A 22,208-nucleotide genomic window follows, 5' to 3' on the forward strand; every position below is an offset into this window, starting at 1 on the left:
GCTGACACTGTCCGACACCGGCAACGACGAATCCGGCTACCGCGCCGAATTCACCTATGCCACCGATCTATTCGATGCCGCGACCGTCCGGGAATTCGGAACCAAGTTCCTCCGGCTGCTGCGCGCGGCCCTTGCCGATCCGGATATCGCGGTCGGCGATATCGAGCTGCTGGATATGGGCGAACTCGATTACGTCACCGCGAGCTGGAATGCCAGCGGGCACAAGGTCGCCGACCGATTTCTGCACGAGGGCTTCGACAACCAGGTGCGTCGGACGCCGAATGCCATTGCCCTGGCCTCCGATACGACCGAACTCACCTACACCGAACTCTCCGCGCGGGCCAATCGGCTGGCCCGCCTGCTCATCGGTACCGGCATCGGCCCGGAATCGCTGGTCGTGCTGGCCATGCCGCGCTCGATCGAGCTGGTCGTCGCGATGTATGCGGTGCTGCGCGCCGGTGCCGCCTACGTCCCGGTGGATCCCGACCATCCGGCCGAGCGCATCTGGCACATTCTCGACACCGCCCGGCCGCATTCCGTACTCACCACGCGCGAGACCGGATTCACCCTCCCCGCCACCGTGCCGCCGAGTGTAAACCTGCACCATATCGACGAGCTCGACCTGTCGGAGTACTCCGCCGCCAAGATCGCTGACGGCGAGCGCCGCGCGATACTGCGACCCGAACACCCCGCCTACGTCATCTTCACCTCCGGATCGACGGGCAAGCCCAAGGGCGTATCGGTCGAACATCGCGCGATCGCCAACCAGCTGGCCTGGATGCACGACGAATACCGGCCCCGCGGCGGTGATGTCTACCTGCAGAAGACCGCGACCACCTTCGACGTATCGCTGTGGGGCTACTTCCTGCCGCTGCGCGCGGGCGCGACCCTGCTGCTCGCCGCGCCGGACGGCCACCGCGACCCCCGCTATATCGCGGAAACCATTGCCCGCCACAGCGTCACACTGACCGACTTCGTGCCGTCGATGCTCGCCGTCTTCGCGACGCATGCCGAAGCGGGGGAACTCGACTCGCTGCGCGATGTTTTCGTCATCGGTGAGGCGTTGCCGCCGGAGACCGTCGCGGCCTTCCACGCGGTGAGCGATGGCGCGCTGCACAATCTGTACGGCCCGACCGAGGCGGCGGTATCGATCACCTACCGCGAGGTCACCGCCGCCGACGAACTGGTGCCGATCGGCGAGCCGGAGTGGAATTCCCAGGTGTACGTGCTGGATTCGCGGTTGCATCCAGCGCCGATCGGCGTACCCGGCGAACTGTATCTGGCCGGTGACCAGCTGGCCCGCGGCTACCACGGCCGGGTCGATCTGACCGCGGAGCGGTTCGTGGCCAACCCTTTCGGCAGATCCGGTGCGCGCATGTACCGCACCGGAGATCTGGTGCGCTGGAATGCCGATGGCGAGCTCGTCTACCTCGGCCGGACGGATTTCCAGGTGAAGTTCCGTGGCCAGCGGATCGAGCTCGCGGAGATCGAGGCGGCATTGCTGGCGGCCTCAGCGGTGGCGCAGGCCGCCGTCCGGCTGATCGATGGCGATACCGGGGACTATCTGGCGGGCTATGTGATTCGCATGCCGGGCAGCGAATTGGACCTGGATGCGGTCACAGCGGGCCTCGCCGGGCGTCTTCCTGGATATATGGTGCCGACCGCGCTGGTCGAGCTGTCGGAGTTCCCACGCAACACCAGTGGCAAGCTCGATCGCAGCGCCCTGCCGCTTCCGGTGTTGCGGCACAAGAGTTTCCGAGCGCCAGCCGATGCGGCCCAACGCCTGGTCGCGGCGGTATTCGCCGAGGTGCTGCGTGTCGAACGGGTCGGCCTCGATGACGACTTCTTCGCACTGGGCGGCAGCTCACTCGACGCCACCCAGGTGACCGCCCGGGCCGGGGAGGCCATCGGTGCGCGCATCCCGGTGCGGGCCCTGTTCGACGCGTCCTCGGTCGAGGGGTTCGCGGCCGCCGTCGATGAACTCAGCCGGGCCGCCGCGCCCGCACTGCCGCTGGTGCGGCAGGAACGTCCGGAGCGTATTCCGCTCTCACCGGCCCAGCAGCGACTGTGGTTTCTCAATCGGATCGAAACCCAGGACCGCGCGGCCAGTGTCTACAACCTCCCCGTCGTACTCCGGCTCACCGGCAGGCTCGATGTCAACGCGCTGGAGCGCGCGGTGCTGGATGTGCTGTCCAGGCACGAAGTACTGCGCACCTGCTATCCCGATAGCGAATCCGGTCCGTACCAGTCGATTCTGGTATCGGCCGAGATCGGGCTGGTCCTCGATCCGGTGCCCGTCGAGCGTGCCGATCTGACCGCCGCCATTACCGCGATCACCAGCGCCGGATTCGATGTGACCACCGAACTGCCCGTGCGGGTAGCGCTGCTGAGTGTCGACCGCGTCGACGATCGGCGCGGCATCCCCGGTGACGAGTACGTGCTGGTCTTCGTCGTGCACCATATCGCCGCCGACGCACTGTCGATGACGCCGCTGATCACCGATCTGGTCCGCGCCTACCTGGCCAGATTGGGTACTGCATCGCGCAGCGATTCGATGGGGGGTGGAGGTCGGGCGACGGGTGGGCCGAGCGGCACGCCGGATTGGCAGGAACTGCCGGTGCAGTATGCGGATTACAGTCTCTGGCATCGCGCGCTGCTCGGCGCCGAGGACCGGCCCGGCGATCCGGCGCATCAGCAGCTGCGATTCTGGCGCGAAACCCTCGACGGCCTACCGGCCCAACTCGCACTGCCCACCGATCGGCCGCGTCCGGCGCTGGCGTCGAATCGCGGCGCCGCGGTGGATTTCGAGGTGACGCCCGAGATCGCGGCAGATCTGCGCGCACTGGCACAGCGCGGTGGCGCGTCGCTGTTCATGGTGGTGCACGCGGCCTTCGCGGCGACGCTGGCCCGCTCGAGCGGCACCGACGACGTGGTGATCGGCTCGCCGGTCAGCGGGCGCGGTGCCCGCGAACTCGACGCGCTCATCGGCATGTTCGTCAATACCCTGGTCTTGCGAACCAGGGTCAGCGCGTCGGCGAGCTTCGCCGAACTCCTCGCGGGCGTGCGTGATACGGATCTGGCCGCCTTCGCCAATGCGGATCTGCCGTTCGAGCGCCTGGTCGATGCCGTGGCGGTGGACCGCGGCACCGGCGCGCATCCGCTGTTCCAGGTCATGTTCAGTTTCGGTGCGGCACCGGGCGTGGTGGCGGGCAGCCGGGCGCTCGCGGTGCCGTGGCTGACGGTCGAACCGGTCGAACCGGTCGATACCGGCGCGAAATTCGACCTGCACCTGGTGATGAACGAACGCGCCGAAGACGGTGGGCTCACCGGCAGCCTGCGCTACGCCACCGATCTGTTCGATGCGTCGACGATCGCCGCCTTCGTCGCCCGCTTCCTGCGGGTGCTCGCAGCCGTTGCCGCGATGCCACAGACCAGGATCGGTGCGATCGAGCTACTGGATGCCGACGAGCTGTCGCTGTTGGATCGGTGGAACGATACGACGCGCGCAATCGACGAAACCCAGACGCTCGCTTCCTTGTTCACCGCTCAGGCGGCGCGGACCCCGAACGCACCCGCACTGACCTTCGACGGGACCACGCTGGCCCACCCGTCGCCCGACCACCCCTCATCGAGTGGCGACGCGACGCTGGCCCACCCGTCGCCCGACCACCCCTCTTCGAGTGGCTACGCGACGCTGACATATGCGGAGTTCTCCGACCGGGTGCACCGCCTGGCGCGTTGGCTCATCGAGCAGGGCGTCGGACCGGATTCCCTTGTCGCACTGGGAATGCGCCGGTCCATCGATCTGGTGGTCGGCATGTACGCCACCACCGTGGCCGGTGGTGGCTATGTGCCGCTCGATCCGGACCATCCGGCCGAGCGCACCGGTCACATCCTCGAGACCGCGCGACCGCTCTGCGTGCTGACTTCGGGCCGTGATCTGGATGTCGCCGGGTCGCAGGTGCGCATAGATCGGCTCGACCTGTCCGGGTATTCGGCCGCCCCGATCACCGATGCCGACCGGAACGCACCGCTTCGGGCCGCCAATACCGCCTACGTCATCTTCACCTCGGGGTCCACCGGTCGGCCCAAGGGCGTCGCGATGAGCCACGGCGCGATCGTGAATCGGCTGCTGTGGATGCAGTCCGCGCACGTCGCGCTGGTCGGCACCGATGTGCTGCTGCAGAAGACGCCGGTGGCCTTCGATGTCTCGGTGCCGGAGTTCTTCTGGCCATTGCAGGTCGGGGCTCGGTTGGTGCTGGCGCGGCCGGATGGCCACCGGGATCCGGGATATCTCGCGGATCTGATTCGGCGCGAGTCGATTACGATCACCCACTTCGTACCGTCCATGCTCGCGATGTTCGTCGCGGACGACATCGATGTGCCCGCACTGCGGCACGTGTTCTGCTCGGGCGAAACCTTGCCCGCGGCGACCGCGCAGCGGGCCCGAACGCGGACCGGTGCCCGCGTGCACAACATGTACGGCCCCACCGAGACGGCGGTCGAGGTCAGCGCCCATGAGGTGACCGATAGCGACGGTGCCACTCTGCCTATGGGCGGTCCGAACTGGAATACCCGCGCATATGTGCTCGACGCTCGCCTGCGCCGGGTACCCGTGGGTGTCCCCGGTGAGCTGTATCTGTCCGGCGCGCAATTGGCTCGCGGTTATCTCGGCCGGGCCGATCTGACCGGCGAACGGTTTGTGGCCGATCCGTTCGGTCCGGCCGGTGCTCGCATGTACCGCACCGGCGATCTGGTCGTCTGGCGTGCGCCGGGTGAGCTGGAGTTCGTCGGGCGCACCGACTTCCAGGTGAAGATTCGCGGTCTGCGCATCGAACTCGGCGAGATCGAGTCGGCATTGCTGGCGGTTGCCGGAATCGCGCAGGCGATCGTGCTGGCCCGAGACGATTACGGCACGGGCGATCAGTTGGTCGCCTACCTGGTGGCGGATGGTGCAGTCGATACCGCTGTCCTCCGAGCCGAGCTGTCGCGGCGGTTGCCCTCCTACATGGTGCCGTCCGCCGTTGTCGTGCTCGATGACTTCCCGGTCACCGTCTCCGGCAAGCTGGACCGAAAGGCCCTGCCCGCACCGGCTTTGGTCGCCACCGAATTCCACGCACCGAGCGGTCCGGCGCAAACCCTTGTCGCCGAGACCTTCACCGCCTTGCTCAATGTGGCGACCGTCGGTGCGGACGACGACTTCTTCGCCCTCGGCGGCAATTCGCTGATCGCCACGCAGCTCGCCGCCCGGCTCACCAGGGCAACCGGCGTGGATGTGCCGGTGCGCACCATTTTCGACGCCCCGACGGTGCGCGAGCTGTCGCGTCGGATCACCGTCACCCGCGCGGACGATATCGAAACCGCGCCACCGGCGGTGCCGCCATTGACAGCCCAGGATCGCCGCGAGCCGATTCCGCTGTCCATCGCCCAGCAGCGCATGTGGTTCCTGAACCGATTCGATACGGCCAGCGGCGGATACAACATTCCGTTCGCGCTGCGCCTGACCGGCGTGCTGAATGTGCCAGCGCTGGAACGTGCCATTGCCGATGTCATCGCCGAGCACGAGACGCTGCGCACCATCTATCCCGAACACGACGGTGCCGCGACGCAGGTGGTGCTGCCCGCCGGAACCAAGCTGGTGGAACTCGTGGCCCGCTCGGTACCGGCGGCCGAGCTGCCCGGACTCATCGCCGCGGTGGCCCAGAGCGGATTCGATGTCACGACCGAGGTGCCGTTGCGGGTGCGGCTGCTGCACATCGACGACGAACCGGCGGCGCCGCAGCGCAACTCGGCCCAGCAGGTGCACGTGCTGCTGTTCGTCGTGCACCATATCGCCGCGGACGGCTGGTCGTTCGCGCCGCTGACCCGCGATCTGGCCACCGCCTATGTGGCCCGCTGCGCAGGTGTCGCCCCGTCCTGGGGCCCGCTCCCGGTGCAGTATGCGGACTTCGCGATCTGGCAGCGCGCCGCACTCGGCCGGGCCGAGGACACGGGTTCGCTGCTGGCCCATCAACTGAAGTACTGGACCAAGCGGCTCGCTGGCGTCCCCGAGGTGCTGACCCTGCCCGCGGACCGGCCGCGGCCCGCCGTGGCCTCCAACCGCGGCGGCGCCATCACCGGCCGTCTGCCCCGCGATCTGCACCAGGGCATCCAGGAATTGGCGGCCACACACCGGGTCACCCCGTTCATGGTGCTGCACACCGCACTCGCCGTACTGCTGAGCCGCCTGAGCACGAGCAATGACATCGTGGTCGGCACGCCGGTCGCCGGTCGCGGCGACGAAGCCCTGGACGATCTGGTCGGCATGTTCGTCAATACCTTGGTGTTGCGCACCGAGGTGCGTGCCGAGGCCATGCTCGCCGACCTGCTCGCGACGGTCCGCGCCGCCGACCTGGCCGCCTTCGATCACGCCGCCGTGCCCTTCGAACAGCTCGTCGATGTGGTGAATCCGGTCCGCTCGCAGGCACACGCGCCGCTGTACCAGGTGGCCTTGACGCTGCAGAACCAGTCGAAGCCGGACTTCCAACTGCACCGATTGAGCATTGCCGCACTCGATATCGGTCCCGCGCCGATCCAGCTGGATCTGGACTGGACGCTGACCGACCGCTATGCCGCCGACGGTTCGGCGGACGGCATCGATATCCATCTGCATTACGCGCTAGACCTTTTCGACGAGGAAACCGTCAGCGGGTTCCTCTCGGGTTTCGAACGAGTGCTGCGCGCGATGGTCCGTGATATGCGCACACCCGTCGGCAATGTCGAGCTGATGTCGATGGCCGAACGCGGACTGCTGCTCGCGGATCGCAATGCCACCGCCCGCTCGCTGCCCCCGGCGACCCTCGACGATCTGCTGACCGCCCGCGTGGCGGCGACCCCCGATGCCGTCGCGGTGCGTTTCGAGGACACCGCGGTGACCTATGCCGAATTCGAGTCCCGGGTGAACCGTCTTGCCCGGTGGCTGATTTCGGCGGATGTGGGACCGGAGACGATCATCGGTCTGGCCGCGCTGCGGTCGATCGACATGCTCGTGGCGATATACGCGATCGTGCGCGCGGGCGGTGCGTACCTGCCCTTGGACCCCGCCCATCCGGCCGACCGGCTCGCGCAGGTGATCGACAGTGCCGCACCGGCTCTGGTGCTGGCGGTGGGTGGTGCGGTACTGCCCGAACTCGATGGCGTGCGCGTGGTCGATCTCGCCGACCTCGACCTCACCGGCTTCGATGCCAGGACGCTTCCGGAGCGCCGCGCGCCACTGCGTCGGGACAATACGGCCTACGTGCTGTTCACATCCGGTTCGACGGGCCGCCCCAAGGGGGTCGCGGTCACCCACCGCGCCATTATGAATCAGCTGCGGTGGCTCGAATTCCGCTACGGCGTCACCACGGACGACCGGATTCTGCAGCGTGCCCCGCTCACCTTCGACGTCTCGGTGTGGGAATGCTTCCTGCCGATCGCGGTCGGCGCACCACTGGTGATCGCCCGCCCGAGCGGCCATCTCGACCTCGCCTACTTCGCCGGGCTATTGCGCGAGCACGGCATCACCATCGCCGAATACGTGCCGTCGGTACTCGCGGCGCTGATCGGTGAGGGTATGGGGGATGCGCTGGGATCCTTCCGGCACCTGCACTGCGGCGGTGAGGCGCTCACGCCGGATCTGCTCGCCGCGATTCGCGAACACGTCGGCGGGGCGGTGCACAATGCGTACGGCCCCACCGAGGCTGCGATTTCGGCGGTTTATCACGAATTCACCGATGCCGACGCCGAATCCGGCCGTGATGTCGCCATCGGCCGTCCGTGCTGGAATACCCGCGCCTATGTGCTCGATGCCCGGCTGCGGCCGGTGCCGATCGGTGTGACGGGTGAGCTGTATCTCGCGGGCGACCAATTGGCGCGTGGCTATCACGGCCGGGCCGGGCTGACCGCCGAGCGGTTCGTGGCAGATCCGTTCGGGGTGCCCGGCAGATTGATGTATCGCACCGGTGATCTGGTGCGCTGGAATCGCGGGGGCGACCTGGTCTATCTGGGCCGCAATGACTTCCAGGTCAAACTGCGCGGTCAGCGCATCGAGCTCGGCGAGATCGAGTCGGCGCTGACCGCCGTTGCGGGCGTGACGAATGCCGCGGTGGTGCTGGTTCAGGACACCTCCGGCCATGACTGTTTGGTCGGCTATGTCACCGGGGCGGAGCTGTCGGCGGAGGCGGTGCTGGCCGAGATGCGCGACCACCTGCCCGCGTACATGGTGCCCGCGCATCTGGTGGTGCTCGACGAGATGCCGCTCACCACGGTCGGCAAGCTCGATCGCGCCGCTCTGCCCGCCGTCGAAGTATCCGGAATTACCACGGAATTCCGGGCCCCCGGCGAAGGCGCCGAATCGGTGCTCGCCACGCTCATCGCCGATCTCATCGGCGGTGGTGTGCGCATCGGTGCGGATGACGATTTCTTCGCTCGGGGCGGGAACTCGCTGCTGGCCATGCGTCTGGTCGCACGAGCCAATGCCGCGTTCGGGTGCGCACTGACCGTGCGCGAGATCTTCGAGGCGCCAACCGTAGCCGCACTGGCCCTTCGGGTGACCGATTCCGATAGCGCGCACGCCACCCGACCCGCACTGGTGGTCAGGGCGCGCTCGGGCCGTATTCCGTTGTCGCTGGCCCAGACTCGAATGTGGCTGCTGAACCGGCTCGATCCGGACTCGGCCGTCTACAACATTCCGATCACCATTCGCCTCACCGGCGCACTGGATGAGCGGGCGCTGCACTTGGCGCTGGGCGATGTCGTGACACGGCACGAATCGCTGCGCACCGTGTTCCCCGATGACGGAGCCGGTCCCGTACAGGTGGTGCTGGCCGAGGGCGCCGAGCTGGCACTGCCGCGCACCGATATCGCCGAATCCGACCTCGCCGCAGCGGTTGTCGGCGTCACGGCGATCGGATTCGATCTGCGCACGCGAATTCCCGTGCGCGCTAACCTGTTCCGGGTCGCACCCGACGACCATGTGCTCGTCGTCGTGGTGCACCACATTGCCGCCGACGGCGTCTCGACGGCTCCACTGGCCCGCGATCTGATGGCGGCCTACAGCGCTCGCACCGCGGGGGCGGCGCCGCTGTGGCGACCGCTGCCGGTCCAGTACGCGGACTTCACACTGTGGCAGCACGATGTGCTCGGTTCGGCCGATGATCCGGAATCCGTGCTGGCGCGCCAGATCGCGCATTGGCGCACCGAACTCGACGGACTCGCCCCGGTCCTGGAACTGCCCGCCGATCGGCCACGTCCAGCGGTCGCGTCCGGGCGCGGGGCCGCGGTCGAGTTCGCGATCACCGCCGAGCTGACCACTGCCATCGCTGAGCTGGCCCGCAGGCACGGGGTCTCGTCGTTCATGGTCCTGCACGCCGCCTATGCGATCCTGCTGGCGCGCCTGGCTCGCGTGGACGATGTGGCGATCGGTACCCCGGTTGCCGGTCGCGCCGAGCAGGCGCTCGACGATCTCGTCGGCATGTTCGTCAACACCCTGGTGCTGCGCACCGAGGTGGCGGCCGAGACAACCTTCGCCGAACTGCTCGGCCGGGTGCGGGCCACCGATATCCGCGCCTTCGCGCATGCCGATCTGCCGTTCGAGCGGCTCGTCGATGAGCTGAATCCGCTGCGTTCGCAGGCCCACGCACCGATCGTGCAGACGCTGCTGACCTACGAGCACCGCGACGATACGGTGCTGCGCCTGCCCGGTTTGGACGTTGCCGCCTACCCGATCGACAACCAGGTCGCGCAATTCGACCTCGCACTGGAACTCGCCGAGCACGCGGCGGGCGCTCGCACCGCGGTGCGCGCGGTCATGCGCTATGCGACGGATCTGTTCGACCGGACGACGGTCGAATCGTTCGCGGCCCGCTTGGTGCGGTTGCTCGAGGCGGTCGTGGCGGATGCCACCGTCCGCGTCGGCGATATCGAACTGCTCGATCGCGCCGAGCGCGCGCTGGTGCTGGATCGGTGGAACGATACGTCGTTCCCGGTAGACGGCACGCAGACCCTGGTATCGCGGTTCGAGGAGCAGGTGTTGCGGACACCCGACGCCATCGCCGTGACATTCGAGGGGCACAGTTCTGCCCACCCGTCGCCCGACCACCACCCCCCAACGAGTCGCTACGCGACGCTGGCCCACCCGTCGCCCGACCACCACCCCTCAACGAGTCGCTACGCGACGCTGACATATGCCGAATTCGCGGATCGGGTGCATCGACTGGCGCGCTGGCTGGTCGGCCAGGGCGTCGGACCGGATTCGATTGTCGCGCTCGGTATGCGGCGTTCGCTGGACCTGGTGGTCGGCATGTACGCGGTGACGGTCGCCGGTGGCGCGTACCTGCCGCTGGATCCCGACCACCCGGCCGATCGGATCGAATACGTACTGGAGACCGCGCGGCCGGTGTTGGTACTCACCGCTGGCTTGGATCTGGAACTCGGTACGGCGCATCAGGTTCGGGTCGATCGACTCGATCTGACCCGATTCTCGCCAGCACCGCTGACCACGGCGGATCGGCTCGGTGAGCTGTCGCCGGGGCATGCGGCGTATGTCATCTTCACTTCCGGATCGACGGGACGTCCGAAGGGGGTCGCGGTATCGCATGCCGCGATCGTCAATCGCCTGGTGTGGATGCAGGCGCAGTACGGGCTGCGTGCCGAGGACGCGGTATTGCAGAAGACCCCGGCGACCTTCGACGTCTCGGTCTGGGAGTTCTTCTGGCCGTTGCGGGTCGGCGCGCGTCTGGTGCTCGCGCGGCCCGATGGCCATCGTGATCCGGCTTATTTGGCTCGATTGATCGCCGATGATCGGATTACCGTCGCGCATTTCGTCCCCTCGATGTTGGCGGTATTCCTGGCCGAGCCGCGGGCGCGCGAATGTCGCACGCTGCGTGCGGTATTCGCCTCCGGCGAGGCGCTGCCCGCGACGATCGCGCAGCGGGTTCGCGAACTGACCGGCGCCAGCGTGCACAATCTGTACGGGCCGACCGAGGCCGCGGTCGACGTCACCTTCCATGAGGTGACCGACCGCGATTCGGTCTCGGTGCCGATCGGCAGACCGGTGTTCAATACCCGGCTGCTGGTGCTGGACGCGCGAATGCGGCCGGTACCGGTCGGCGTCCCCGGTGAGCTGTATCTGTCCGGTGCGCAGCTGGCGCTCGGCTATGTGGCCAGGCCGGAATTGACCGCTGACCGGTTCGTCGCGAATCCGCACGGTGGCGCGGGCGAGCGGATGTATCGCACCGGTGATCTCGTCCGGTGGAACGCCGACGGTGAGCTGGAGTACCTGGGCCGCACCGACTTCCAGGTGAAGGTGCGCGGGTTGCGGATCGAGCTCGGTGAGATCGAATCCGTGCTCACCGCACTGGATGCGGTCGACCAAGCCGTTGTCGTCGTGCGCTCCGACGATCGGCTCGGCGAGCAGCTGGTGGCGTATCTGGTCGGCGGGTCCATCGATATCGACGCGGTGCGTGCGGAGCTGGCGGCCGAGCTGCCCGCCTACATGGTGCCTTCGGCCTTCGTCGTGCTGGCTGCCTTCCCGCTCAATGCCTCCGGCAAGCTCGACCGCACCGCACTGCCCGCACCGGTATTCGAGGTCGCCGCCTACCGCGCACCCGCGACCGAGACCGAGCAGACGGTCGCCGAGATCATGGGCGATCTGCTCGGCGTCGACCGGATCGGCCTCGATGACAACTTCTTCGCCCTCGGTGGCAATTCGCTGCTCGCCACCCAGGTGGCGGCTCGGCTGGGCGCGGTGCTGGATGCCGAAATCCCCGTGCGGATGCTGTTCGAGGCCCCGAATGTCGCCGGATCGGCCGCGCGGGCCGCACGGCTCATCGGCACCGGCGGCCGACCGCGACTTACCGCGCGACCGCGTCCCGACCTGATCCCGCTCTCGCCGGCGCAGCAGCGGATGTGGTTCCTCAACCGCTTCGATCCGGACGAGACGGTGAACAATATTCCGGTCGCCATCCGCCTCACCGGAGATCTCGACACCGCGGCGCTGACCGCCGCCATCGCCGATGTGATCGCCAGGCATGAAACCCTGCGCACGATCTACCCGGACGTCGATGGCACGGGTTACCAACGGATCTCGGACCGCACACAGGTGCCCGAAATCGTCGAACTGGATCCGTCGAATATCGCTGCCGCACTGGTGGATCTGGTCGCGAGATCCTTCGATGTGAGCACCGAGGTACCGCTGCGCATCGGCCTGGCCACGCTAGCGGATCGGGAACACCTGCTCGCCCTCGTGGTGCATCATATTGCGGCGGACGGCTTTTCGATGGCGCCACTGGCCCGCGATATCGCCATCGCCTACGCGGCGCGTGCCACCGGCGCGGCACCCGCTTGGACCGAATTGGGTGTGCAGTACGCGGATTACGCACTCTGGCAACGGGAAATCCTCGGTGCCGAGGACGATCCGGAGTCGGTGTCCGCACGGCAACTGCGTTACTGGAACGACGCGCTCGGCGGGCTGCCCGCACAGCTGGATCTGCCATCGGATCGGCCGCGTCCCGCTGTCGCCAGCCACGGCGCCGCGAGCATCGCCATCGGGCTCGATGCGGCAGTGCGCGACGGAATCGCCACCATCGCAACGCAATACGATGCCAGCCCGTTCATGGTGGTGCATGCCGCGCTGGCGGTCGTGCTCGCACGCCTGTCCGGCACGGCCGATATCGCCATCGGCGCGCCGATCGCCGGTCGTGGCGCGGCCGCGCTCGATGATCTCGTCGGAATGTTCGTCAACACCCTGGTGCTGCGCACGCAGGTTCCCGGCTCCGACTCCTTCGCATCGGTATTGCGTCGCGTCCGCGATGGTGACCTCGATGCCTTCGCCCATGCCGATGTGCCGTTCGAGCGGCTGGTGGAGGTGTTGGATCCACCGCGCTCCGAGGCGCGGCATCCGCTGTTCCAGGTCGCGCTGTTCTTCCAGAACCTCGCACCGGTATCGGTGGAGATGGCGGGCGTCACCGTCGCCGAGTACGACATCGACTACGAGACGACCCGATTTGATCTGCAGCTGACCGTCACCGATGACGCGCTGCGGTTCACCTACGCCACCGACCTGTTCGACGCGACGACCATCGCGACCTTCGGCGCCCGCTTCACCCGGCTGCTCGCCGCGGTGATCGGTGATCCGGAACAGATAGTCGGCGATATCGATCTGTTCGAATCCGGTGAGCTGGACCGGGTGGTGACCGCCTGGAACGACTCCGCGCACACCGCATTCGTCGCGGAGATGCTGCTCGACGAGTTCGAGGCACAGGCCGCCGCGACACCGCAGGACACCGCCTTGGTCTTCGCGGCCGATGACGCGGGCACCGGCCGGACCATGTCGTACGGTGAACTGGACCGCAGGACCAACCAGCTGGCCCGGCATCTGATCGCGGCCGGTGTCGGTCCGGAGTCATTGGTGGCCTTGGCGATTCGGCGTTCGACCGAGCTGGTTGTCGCGATGTACGCGGTGCTCAAGGCGGGCGGTGCGTATGTGCCGATCGACCCGGATCATCCGGTGCAGCGCATCGCGCACATTCTCGATACCGCGGCACCGGCCGTGCTGCTCACCACCGAGCGCGATCGAGCGGATTTCGGTTATGCCGGTGCGACGGTGCACATCGACACCGTCGCCCTCGAAAGCTATGCCGACGATCCGATCGCGGTGCACGAGCGCACCGCGCCGATCCACCCGCGGAACCCGGCCTACGTCATCTTCACCTCGGGTTCCACCGGAAAGCCCAAGGGTGTCAGCGTTTCCCATGCCGCCATCGTCAACCAGATGACGTGGATGCAGTCGGAGTACCGGCTCACCGCCGAGGATGTGTACCTGCAGAAGACGGCGACCACCTTCGATGTCTCGCTATGGGGCTACTTCCTGCCCTTGCGCATCGGCGCGACGCTGGTGCTGGCCACCCCGGACGGCCACCGCGATCCCGGCTATCTCGGCGCGGTGATCGGCGAATACGGCGTCACCGTCACCGATTTCGTGCCATCGATGTTGAGCGCGTTCGCCGGACATATCGAAACCACCGGAGCGCGTGCCGATCTCGACACACTGCGCACGGTATTCGTCATCGGTGAGGCGCTGCCCGGCGAGACCGTGCGTGCCTTCGGCGCGGTGAGCGCCGCACGTCTGCACAACCTGTACGGCCCGACGGAGGCGGCGGTGAGCATCACCTACCGCGATGTCACCGGCGATATCGACCGTGCCGTCCTGCCGATCGGCAATCCGGAGTGGAACAGCCGGGTGTACGTGTTGGATTCCCGGCAGCGGCCGACATTGCCCGGTGTGGCGGGGGAGTTGTACCTCGCGGGGACGCAGCTCGCCCGTGGCTATCACGGCAGGCCGGATCTGACCGCGGATCGGTTCGTCGCCAACCCATTCGGCCCGGCGGGTGCGCGCATGTATCGCACGGGAGACCTCGTTCGCTGGGATACCAGCGGTGTCACCCCGGAACTGGTGTACCTGGGCCGCACCGATTTCCAGGTGAAGTTCCGCGGCCAGCGCATCGAACTCGGCGAGATCGAGGCGGTACTCGCCGCGGTGCCCGGTGTGTCGCAGGCCGCCGCCGGTGTTGTCACCACGAATACCGGTGATCAGCTCGTCGGCTATGTCACCGGCGTCGCGCAAGATGGTCTCCGTGCGGCCGCCTTGGCTGCCGCGGCGGATGCGCTGCCGTCGTACATGATTCCGTCGGCGATCGTGGTGCTCGACGCCTTCCCGCTCAATGCCTCCGGCAAACTCGATCGAAATGCCCTGCCGGAACCGGAACTCGACCGCATCGCCTACCGCGCGCCGGTTACTCCGGCCGAGCGACTGGTAGCCGAGGCCTTCGAGACGGTCTTGGCGCGGACGCCGATCGGCGCCGACGACAACTTCTTCGACCTGGGCGGCAACTCCCTGATCGCCACCCGGGTGCTGGCCAGGTTGAGCGAGCGGCTCGGTCGCCGCGTGCCGGTGCGGGCGCTGTTCGAAGCACCCACGGTGCATGCGTTCGCCGCCCGGCTGGCCGCCGATGCCGACGCGCACGAGCAGGTGGTGCCCTTGCTCGCCGGACCGCGCCCGGAGCTGATTCCGCTGGCGCCGGTGCAGCGCGGCATGTGGTTCCTCAACCGGCTCGATCCGGATTCGGCCGCGCACAATATCCCGGTCGCGGTGCGGATCGGCGGTGAACTGGACGCGGCGGCGCTGTGTGCCGCGTTCGCGGATGTGGTCGCACGTCATGAGGTGCTGCGCACGGTGTATCCCGCCGATGCGGGCGGCACCGGCCACCAGGTGATCCTGCCCGCCGAACCGGCTCCGGTGCGGCTGACGGTCGAACCTCTGAACGGTCCGGTGGATGAGCGGATCGCCGAATTCCTCGCTGCGGGCTTCGATGTCACCGCCGAGGTGCCGGTGCGCGCGGTGCTGCTGGGTGAACATGCGACCAGCCATGTGCTCGTCGCGGTGCTGCACCATATCGCCGCGGACGGCTACTCGATGCAACCGCTGCTGCGAGATCTGGTGTCGGCCTACCTGTCCCGAGTGCTCGGCGGTACTCCCGTCTGGCCGGAACTCGCCGCCCAGTACGCCGATTACGCGCTGTGGCAGACGGCCGAACTGGATGCGGTCGCGGCACCGCAGCTCGCGTACTGGACCGAGGCGCTGCGCGATCTGCCGGAAGAGCTGGCGCTGCCGACCGACCGGCCCCGCCCGGCCATCGCATCCAAGCGCGGCGGCAATGTCCGCGCCCGGATCGGCGGCGGTGTCGGTGCCCGGGTGCACGAACTCGCGCTGCAACACAACGCGACCCCCTTCATGGTGGTGCATGCCGCGCTGGCCGTACTGCTGGCCCGGCTCTCGGGTTCGGCCGATATCGCCATCGGTACCCCGGTCGCAGGACGCGGCGCGGCGGCGCTGGACGATCTGGTCGGCATGTTCGTCAATACCCTGGTGCTGCGCACGCACCCGGATTCGGACCGTTCGTTCGCTGATCTGCTCGCCGAGACCAGAACGGTCGATCTGGCCGCCTTCGCCCATGCCACCGTCCCCTTCGAACGCGTCGCCGATGAACTCGGCATCGAGCGCTCACAGGCGCGACATCCGCTGTTCACGGTGGCGCTGAGCTATCTGAACACCGGCGCGGAGGCCTTCGCGCTGCCCGGTCTGGAGCTGGCGGCCCTCGCCTTCGACGAACCGGTGGCCCGGTTCGATCTGCAGTTCACCGTCGCGGCCGACCTCGATGCCGACGGTCACCTCGCGGTGGAACTCGACTACGCCACCGACCTGTTCGACGAGGCCACAGCCGCGGGGTTGCTGCGCCGATTCGGCCGGGTCCTCGGCACCCTCACCGCGGATCCGTCCGCGCAGGTCGGCACGATCGATGTGCTGGCTCCGGCCGAACGCGCCGAAGTGCTCGGCAGGTGCGGCGATGCATCGGCCCCGCCGCGCACCCTCGCCGAGCTGATGGCCGAAGCGGTCGCGATGAATCCCGATGCGCTCGCGCTGATTTCGGAGGATCGGGAACTCAGCTACCGCGCCTTGGACGAACAGTCGTCGCGACTGGCGCGAATGCTCATCGGGCACGGTATCGGCGCCGAGGATTTCGTCGCCGTGGCGATCCCGCGTTCGGCCGAGTCCATCCTCGCGGTGTGGGCGGTGGCCAAGACCGGCGCGGCCTTCGTACCGGTCGATCCCACATATCCGGCCGACCGGATCGCGCATATGCTGTCCGATTCCGGTGCGACCGTCGGTCTTACGCTGACCGCCTGCCGAACGGCACTGCCGGAGACCACCGAATGGCTGGTTCTCGACGCACCCGCCACCGCGGCGCGCATGCGGCATACGAGTGCTGCCCCGCTCAGCGCGACGGAGCTGGCCCGTCCGGTACAGGTGGCCAATCCGGCGTGGATGATCTACACCTCGGGGTCGACCGGCATACCGAAGGGCGTGCTCGCCACCCACGGCGGACTCGCGGGAGTGGCACGCGCACAACGGGATCGCTACGAGGTAACCGCGACGTCGCGGGTCCTGCATGTGGCATCGCCCAGCTTCGACGCGTCCATGCTCGAGCTGCTGCTCGCACTGCCTGCGGGCGCCGCGCTGGTTATCGCGCCCGTCGGTGTCTACGGCGGGGCGGAATTGACCGCGCTGATCCGGGACCAGCGGGTCAGCCATGTGTTCATAACTCCCGCTGTGCTGCAGACATTGGATCCGAGCGAGCTGCCCGAACTGAAGCAGCTGACCGTCGGCGGCGAGTCCTACGGCCCGGATGTGGTGCAGCGCTGGGGGATCGGGCGCTCCTTCCACAACACCTACGGCCCGACCGAAACCACGATCATCACCCATATCAGCGCACCGCTGCGACCGGGTCAGTTCGATATCGGCACCACGATCCACGGCATGTCCGCGGTGGTGCTCGATACTCGGTTGCAGCCCGTGCCGGACGGGGTAACCGGTGAGTTGTACTTGCGCGGTCCGGGTCTGGCTCGCGGATACCACGCGCGCCCGGGTCTTTCGGCGCAGCGCTTCGTCGCCGATCCCTACGGTCCGGCCGGTGGACGGCTGTATCGGACCGGTGATCTGGTGCGCTGGACCACGACCGGCGCGATCCAGTATGTGGGACGCGCCGACCAGCAGGTGAAGGTGCGCGGTCTGCGCATCGAGCTCGGTGAGATCGACGCGGTGCTCGCGACCCATGACACCGTCGAATTCGCGGTGACCATCGGACATACCGACGCCGCAGGCACCGTCTCGCTGGTCGCGTATGTGGTCGCCGCCGCGGGGCGCACGATCGACACCGCCGAGCTGACCGCCTTCGCCGCACGCGCACTCGCCGCCTATATGGTGCCCGCGGCCATCATGGTCCTGGATGAACTGCCGCTGACTCCCGTCGGCAAGTTGGATCGAAAGGCACTCCCGCAGCCCCAGTTCCGTACCGCTGCCTTCCGCGCGCCGGAGACGGCGGCCGAACGGATCGTGGCCGAGGTGTTCGCCGATGTGCTCGGCCTGCAGACCGTCGGTGTCGACGACGACTTCTTCGCCGTCGGCGGAAACTCCCTGACCGCGACACAATTGGCCGCGCGACTGGGTGCGCGCCTCGACGTCTCGGTCGGCGTGCGGCTGGTCTTCGAGAACGCGACGGTATCGGCCATGGCCGCCGCCATCGATACCGCCGCCACCGATCCGGCCGCGGTGCGCGCGCGTCCGGCCCTGACCCGGCGCACCGGAACCGATCCGGTTCCGCTGTCGCTCGCACAGCAGCGCATGTGGTTCCTCAACCGCCTCGACCGGCAGTCCACCGCCTACAACATTCCGCTCGCGGTGCGGCTCACCGGTGAGCTGGATATCGCGGCACTGAACGCGGCCATCAGCGACGTGGTGGAGCGCCACGAGGTGCTGCGCACCGTGTACCCGCAGCGCGAGAACGGCCCGGTGCAGGTGGTGCTGCCCATAGCGGCGGCGCAAGTGCCGGTGCTGGTGCCGATTCCGGTGCCGGTCGACGATCTGACCTCGGCGGTCGTGGACTTCGTCGGCGGCGGATTCGATGTCACCGCAGCGGTTCCGGTCCGAGCCCGGCTGTTCCGGCCGGTCGAGGGGCCGACCGAACTCGGTGCGCAGGTGCTCGTCGTGGTCGTGCACCATATCGCCGCCGACGGTTCGTCACTGGTCCCGCTGGCCCGCGACGTGATGGTCGCCTATGCCGCACGCAAGCAGGGTGCGCTGCCCGGATGGACGCCACTGCCGGTGCAGTACGCGGATTACAGCCGCTGGCAACGGGATCTGCTCGGCAGCGAGGATGACCCGGATTCGCTGCTCGCCAGGCAACTCCGGTTCTGGACCGAGACCCTCACCGGACTACCCGCGCAACTGTCCCTGCCGACCGACCGGCCACGGCCCGCCATCGTCTCCACCCGCGGCCGCCATGTCGATTTCACCATCGGCGCCGAAATGCAGGCGGCGCTGGCCGATCTGGGCCGCGGCGCCGGCGCGACGCTGTTCATGGTGCTGCACGCCGCATTCGCGGTACTGCTGGCACGCCTGTCCGGCACCGCCGATATCGCGGTCGGCACCCCGGTCGCGGGCCGGGGCGCGGCCGAACTCGATGATGTGGTCGGCATGTTCGTCAACACCCTGGTGCTGCGCACGCCGGTCGATGCGGGCGCGGATTTCACCGAACTGCTGGATCTGGTGCGCGCCGCGGACGTCGCTGCCTTCTCCCATGCCGATGTGCCGTTCGAGCGCCTGGTGGAGGTGCTGAATCCGGAGCGTTCCACCGCGCGGCACCCGCTGTTCCAGGTCGGCTTCTCCTTCCACAACCAGGCCGAAGCCGAGTTCACACTGGACGGATTGACCGCTGCCGCGGCCGATTTCGATTCCGAGATATCGCAATTCGATCTGCATCTGGTGGTCACCGACCGCTATGACGCGGAGGGGAATCCGGCGGGCATGGCCGCATCGATCACCTACGCGACCGCATTGTTCGACGAATCCACCGTCGCCGGTTTTGCGGGTCGCCTACAGCGCCTGCTGGCCGCGATCTGTGCCGCACCGCACGTTCCGGTGGGTGATCTCGACCTGCTCGACCCCGCTGAACGCGAACGCATGCTGGTGACCTGGAATCGCGGCGAGCACGAGTTGGCACCGGTCACCCTGGTGGCGGCATTCCAGGCACAGGTCGCGCGGCGGCCCGATGCGGTGGCGATCGTCGACGATGCCATGACGATGACCTACGCTCAGTTCGCCGCTCGGGTGAACCGGCTGGCCCGCGCGCTGATCGGGCGCGGTGTCGGACCGGAATCGCTGGTCGCCCTCGCCATTCCGCGCAGTGTCGAGCTGCTGGTCGCGATGTACGCGGTGGTGACCGCCGGCGGTGCGTATGTGCCGCTGGACTCGGCCCATCCGGTGGAGCGGACCGCGAGCGTACTCGCCGCCGCGAATCCGGCGCTGGTGCTGACCTCGGCCGAGCGGCCCATGCTGCCCGAGAATGTGGTCGAGCACGATGTGGTGCTGGATATCTCGATCGTCGCCGGCGTCCTCGACAGCAGTCCGGTGCGTGCCGAGGAACGGGTGACGCCGCTGACCCCGGCGAACACCGCCTACGTCATCTTCACCTCGGGTTCGACCGGATCACCGAAGGGGGTGGCCGTTCCGCACGCCGCCGTCGCACACCAATTGGACTGGCTGCAATCGGAATACGCGTTCGACACCGACGACGCCACCCTGTTGATGACCTCGGCCGCCTTCGACCTATCGGTATGGGAGTTCTGGTCGGCCTTGCGCACCGGCGCGCGCGTGGTGCTGGCACCGCAAGGCGCGCAACGGGATCCGGCAAGCGTCCTGGATCTGATCCGGCGCGCCTCGGTGACCACCGTGACGCTGGTGCCATCGCTATTGGCCATGTTGGCGGAGGTCGGCGGCGACCGGCGGCTGCCACGATCGCTGCGCCGGTTGCTCGTCATCGGTGAGGCACTGCCCGCAGACATCGTCGATCGCATTCGGGCGCTTACCGCGGCCCGGATCGATAATCTCTACGGCCCTACCGAGGCCGCGGTCTCGGTGACCCGATTCCGTACCGGCCCGGCCAGTCGACACGCGGTGGTCCCGATCGGCACACCGGAAGCCGGGAACCAGGTCTATGTGCTGGACGACCGGATGCATCCGGTACCGGCCGGGGTGACCGGCGAGCTGTACCTCGGTGGTGCGCAACTGGCCCGCGGCTATTACCGCAGACCCGACCTGAGCGCGGAACGCTTCGTGGCCAACCCGTTCGGCGCACCGGGCACGCGAATCTATCGGACCGGCGATATGGTCCGCTGGGGTGCCGACGGCAATCTCGAATACGTGCAGCGCCGTGACTTCCAGGTGAAGGTGCGCGGCTATCGCATCGAACTCGCCGAGATCGAGCATGCGCTGCGTTCGCGTCCGATGGTGTCCGAGGCCATTGTCGTGGCTCAGCAAGGTGGCGATAACGCCATGCTCGTCGGGTATTTCACCGCCACCGAACCGGTCGATCCCACGGTGCTGCGCACCGCGCTGACCGAGGTGCTGCCGAGCTATATGGTGCCAACGGTGCTGATGCGGTTGGAAACCCTGCCGCTGAATGCGAATGGCAAGGTCGATCGGGCGGCGCTGCCCCGGCCCGAGCTGGGCACCCGGGAATTCCGTGCTCCGGAAACGGAGTTGGAGCAGCTGGTCTGCACCGCCTTCGCCGAGGTGCTGGCGGCCGAGCGCATCGGCATGGACGACAACTTCTTCGAACGCGGCGGCAATTCGCTGCTCGCCACTCGGCTGTCGACCCAGCTGAGTTCGGCTCTCGTCGAACAGATCCCGGTGGTGTGGCTGTTCGCCGCGCCGACACCGGCCGATCTCATCAGCCAACTCGAACTGCACCGCTGCGGTCGCGGCCGCGTCGACGCACAGGCGGCCTTCGATGTGCTGCTGCCGCTGCGGCCCGGCGGTGCCCGCGAGCCGCTGTTCTGTATCCATCCGGTCGGCGGTGTCGCCTGGTCGTTCGCCGGGCTGGCCGCGCATATCGATCCCGAGCGTGCCATCTACGGCATCCAGTCGCCGGTATTGAATTCCGCGGCGGCGCTGCCGGATTCGATCGAGAACTGGGCCGCGCACTATGTCCGTGAGATCCGCGCGGTGCAGCCGGAGGGGCCGTATCACCTGCTGGGTTGGTCGCTGGGCGGTGTGCTCGCGCATGCCGTCGCGAACCAGTTGCAGGACCAGGGCCAACATGTCGCGATGCTCGCCATGATGGACAGTTCACTGCACGTCACGGTGGACGAGACGGCGACGGTCCCGGTGGCCGATCTGCTCGGCGGACTACTCGGCGAACAGGCCGACGAAACCGATACCGAACTCGACCGCACCCAACTCGCCCGCCGCATCGCCGATCTCCCGGAACCGTTCGCCTCCTTCGGCTTCGATCGGCTCGGCCGGGTCCTCGACGCGGGCATCCACTCCCTGGAGCTCATCACCCGCTACCGCCCACGGCCCTATAAGGGCAATCTCGTGTACTTCACCGCCGCACTCGACGATCCCACCGGGGCCACCGGCGCGGCCAGCTGGTCCGACGCCATCGACGGCACCGTGCACAACCACGCCGTGCAGGCCTCGCACTGGCGCATGACCTCCGAATCCGCCCTCGCCCGCATCGGCCACGTCCTGACCAATGTCTTGGCGCACGCCGACCGGACCTGAACCCCTCCCA

General features: G+C 67.9%; 1 protein-coding gene (running past one end of the window). It reads left to right on the top strand.

Annotated features, from left to right (window positions below; genetic code table 11):
- Nucleotides 1–22,198 carry the 3' portion of a non-ribosomal peptide synthase/polyketide synthase gene (locus ACQP0C_RS05400; RefSeq protein ID WP_433731102.1) on the top strand. The gene continues 3,347 nt to the left of window position 1, outside the view, so 22,198 of the gene's 25,545 nt are visible here — the last part of the coding sequence; the start codon falls outside the window, past its left edge; the stop codon is at nt 22,196–22,198.
- Nucleotides 22,199–22,208 lie beyond the last annotated feature (10 nt).

The organism is Nocardia sp. CA-129566 (genome assembly GCF_050956075.1).
Lineage (GTDB): Bacteria > Actinomycetota > Actinomycetes > Mycobacteriales > Mycobacteriaceae > Nocardia.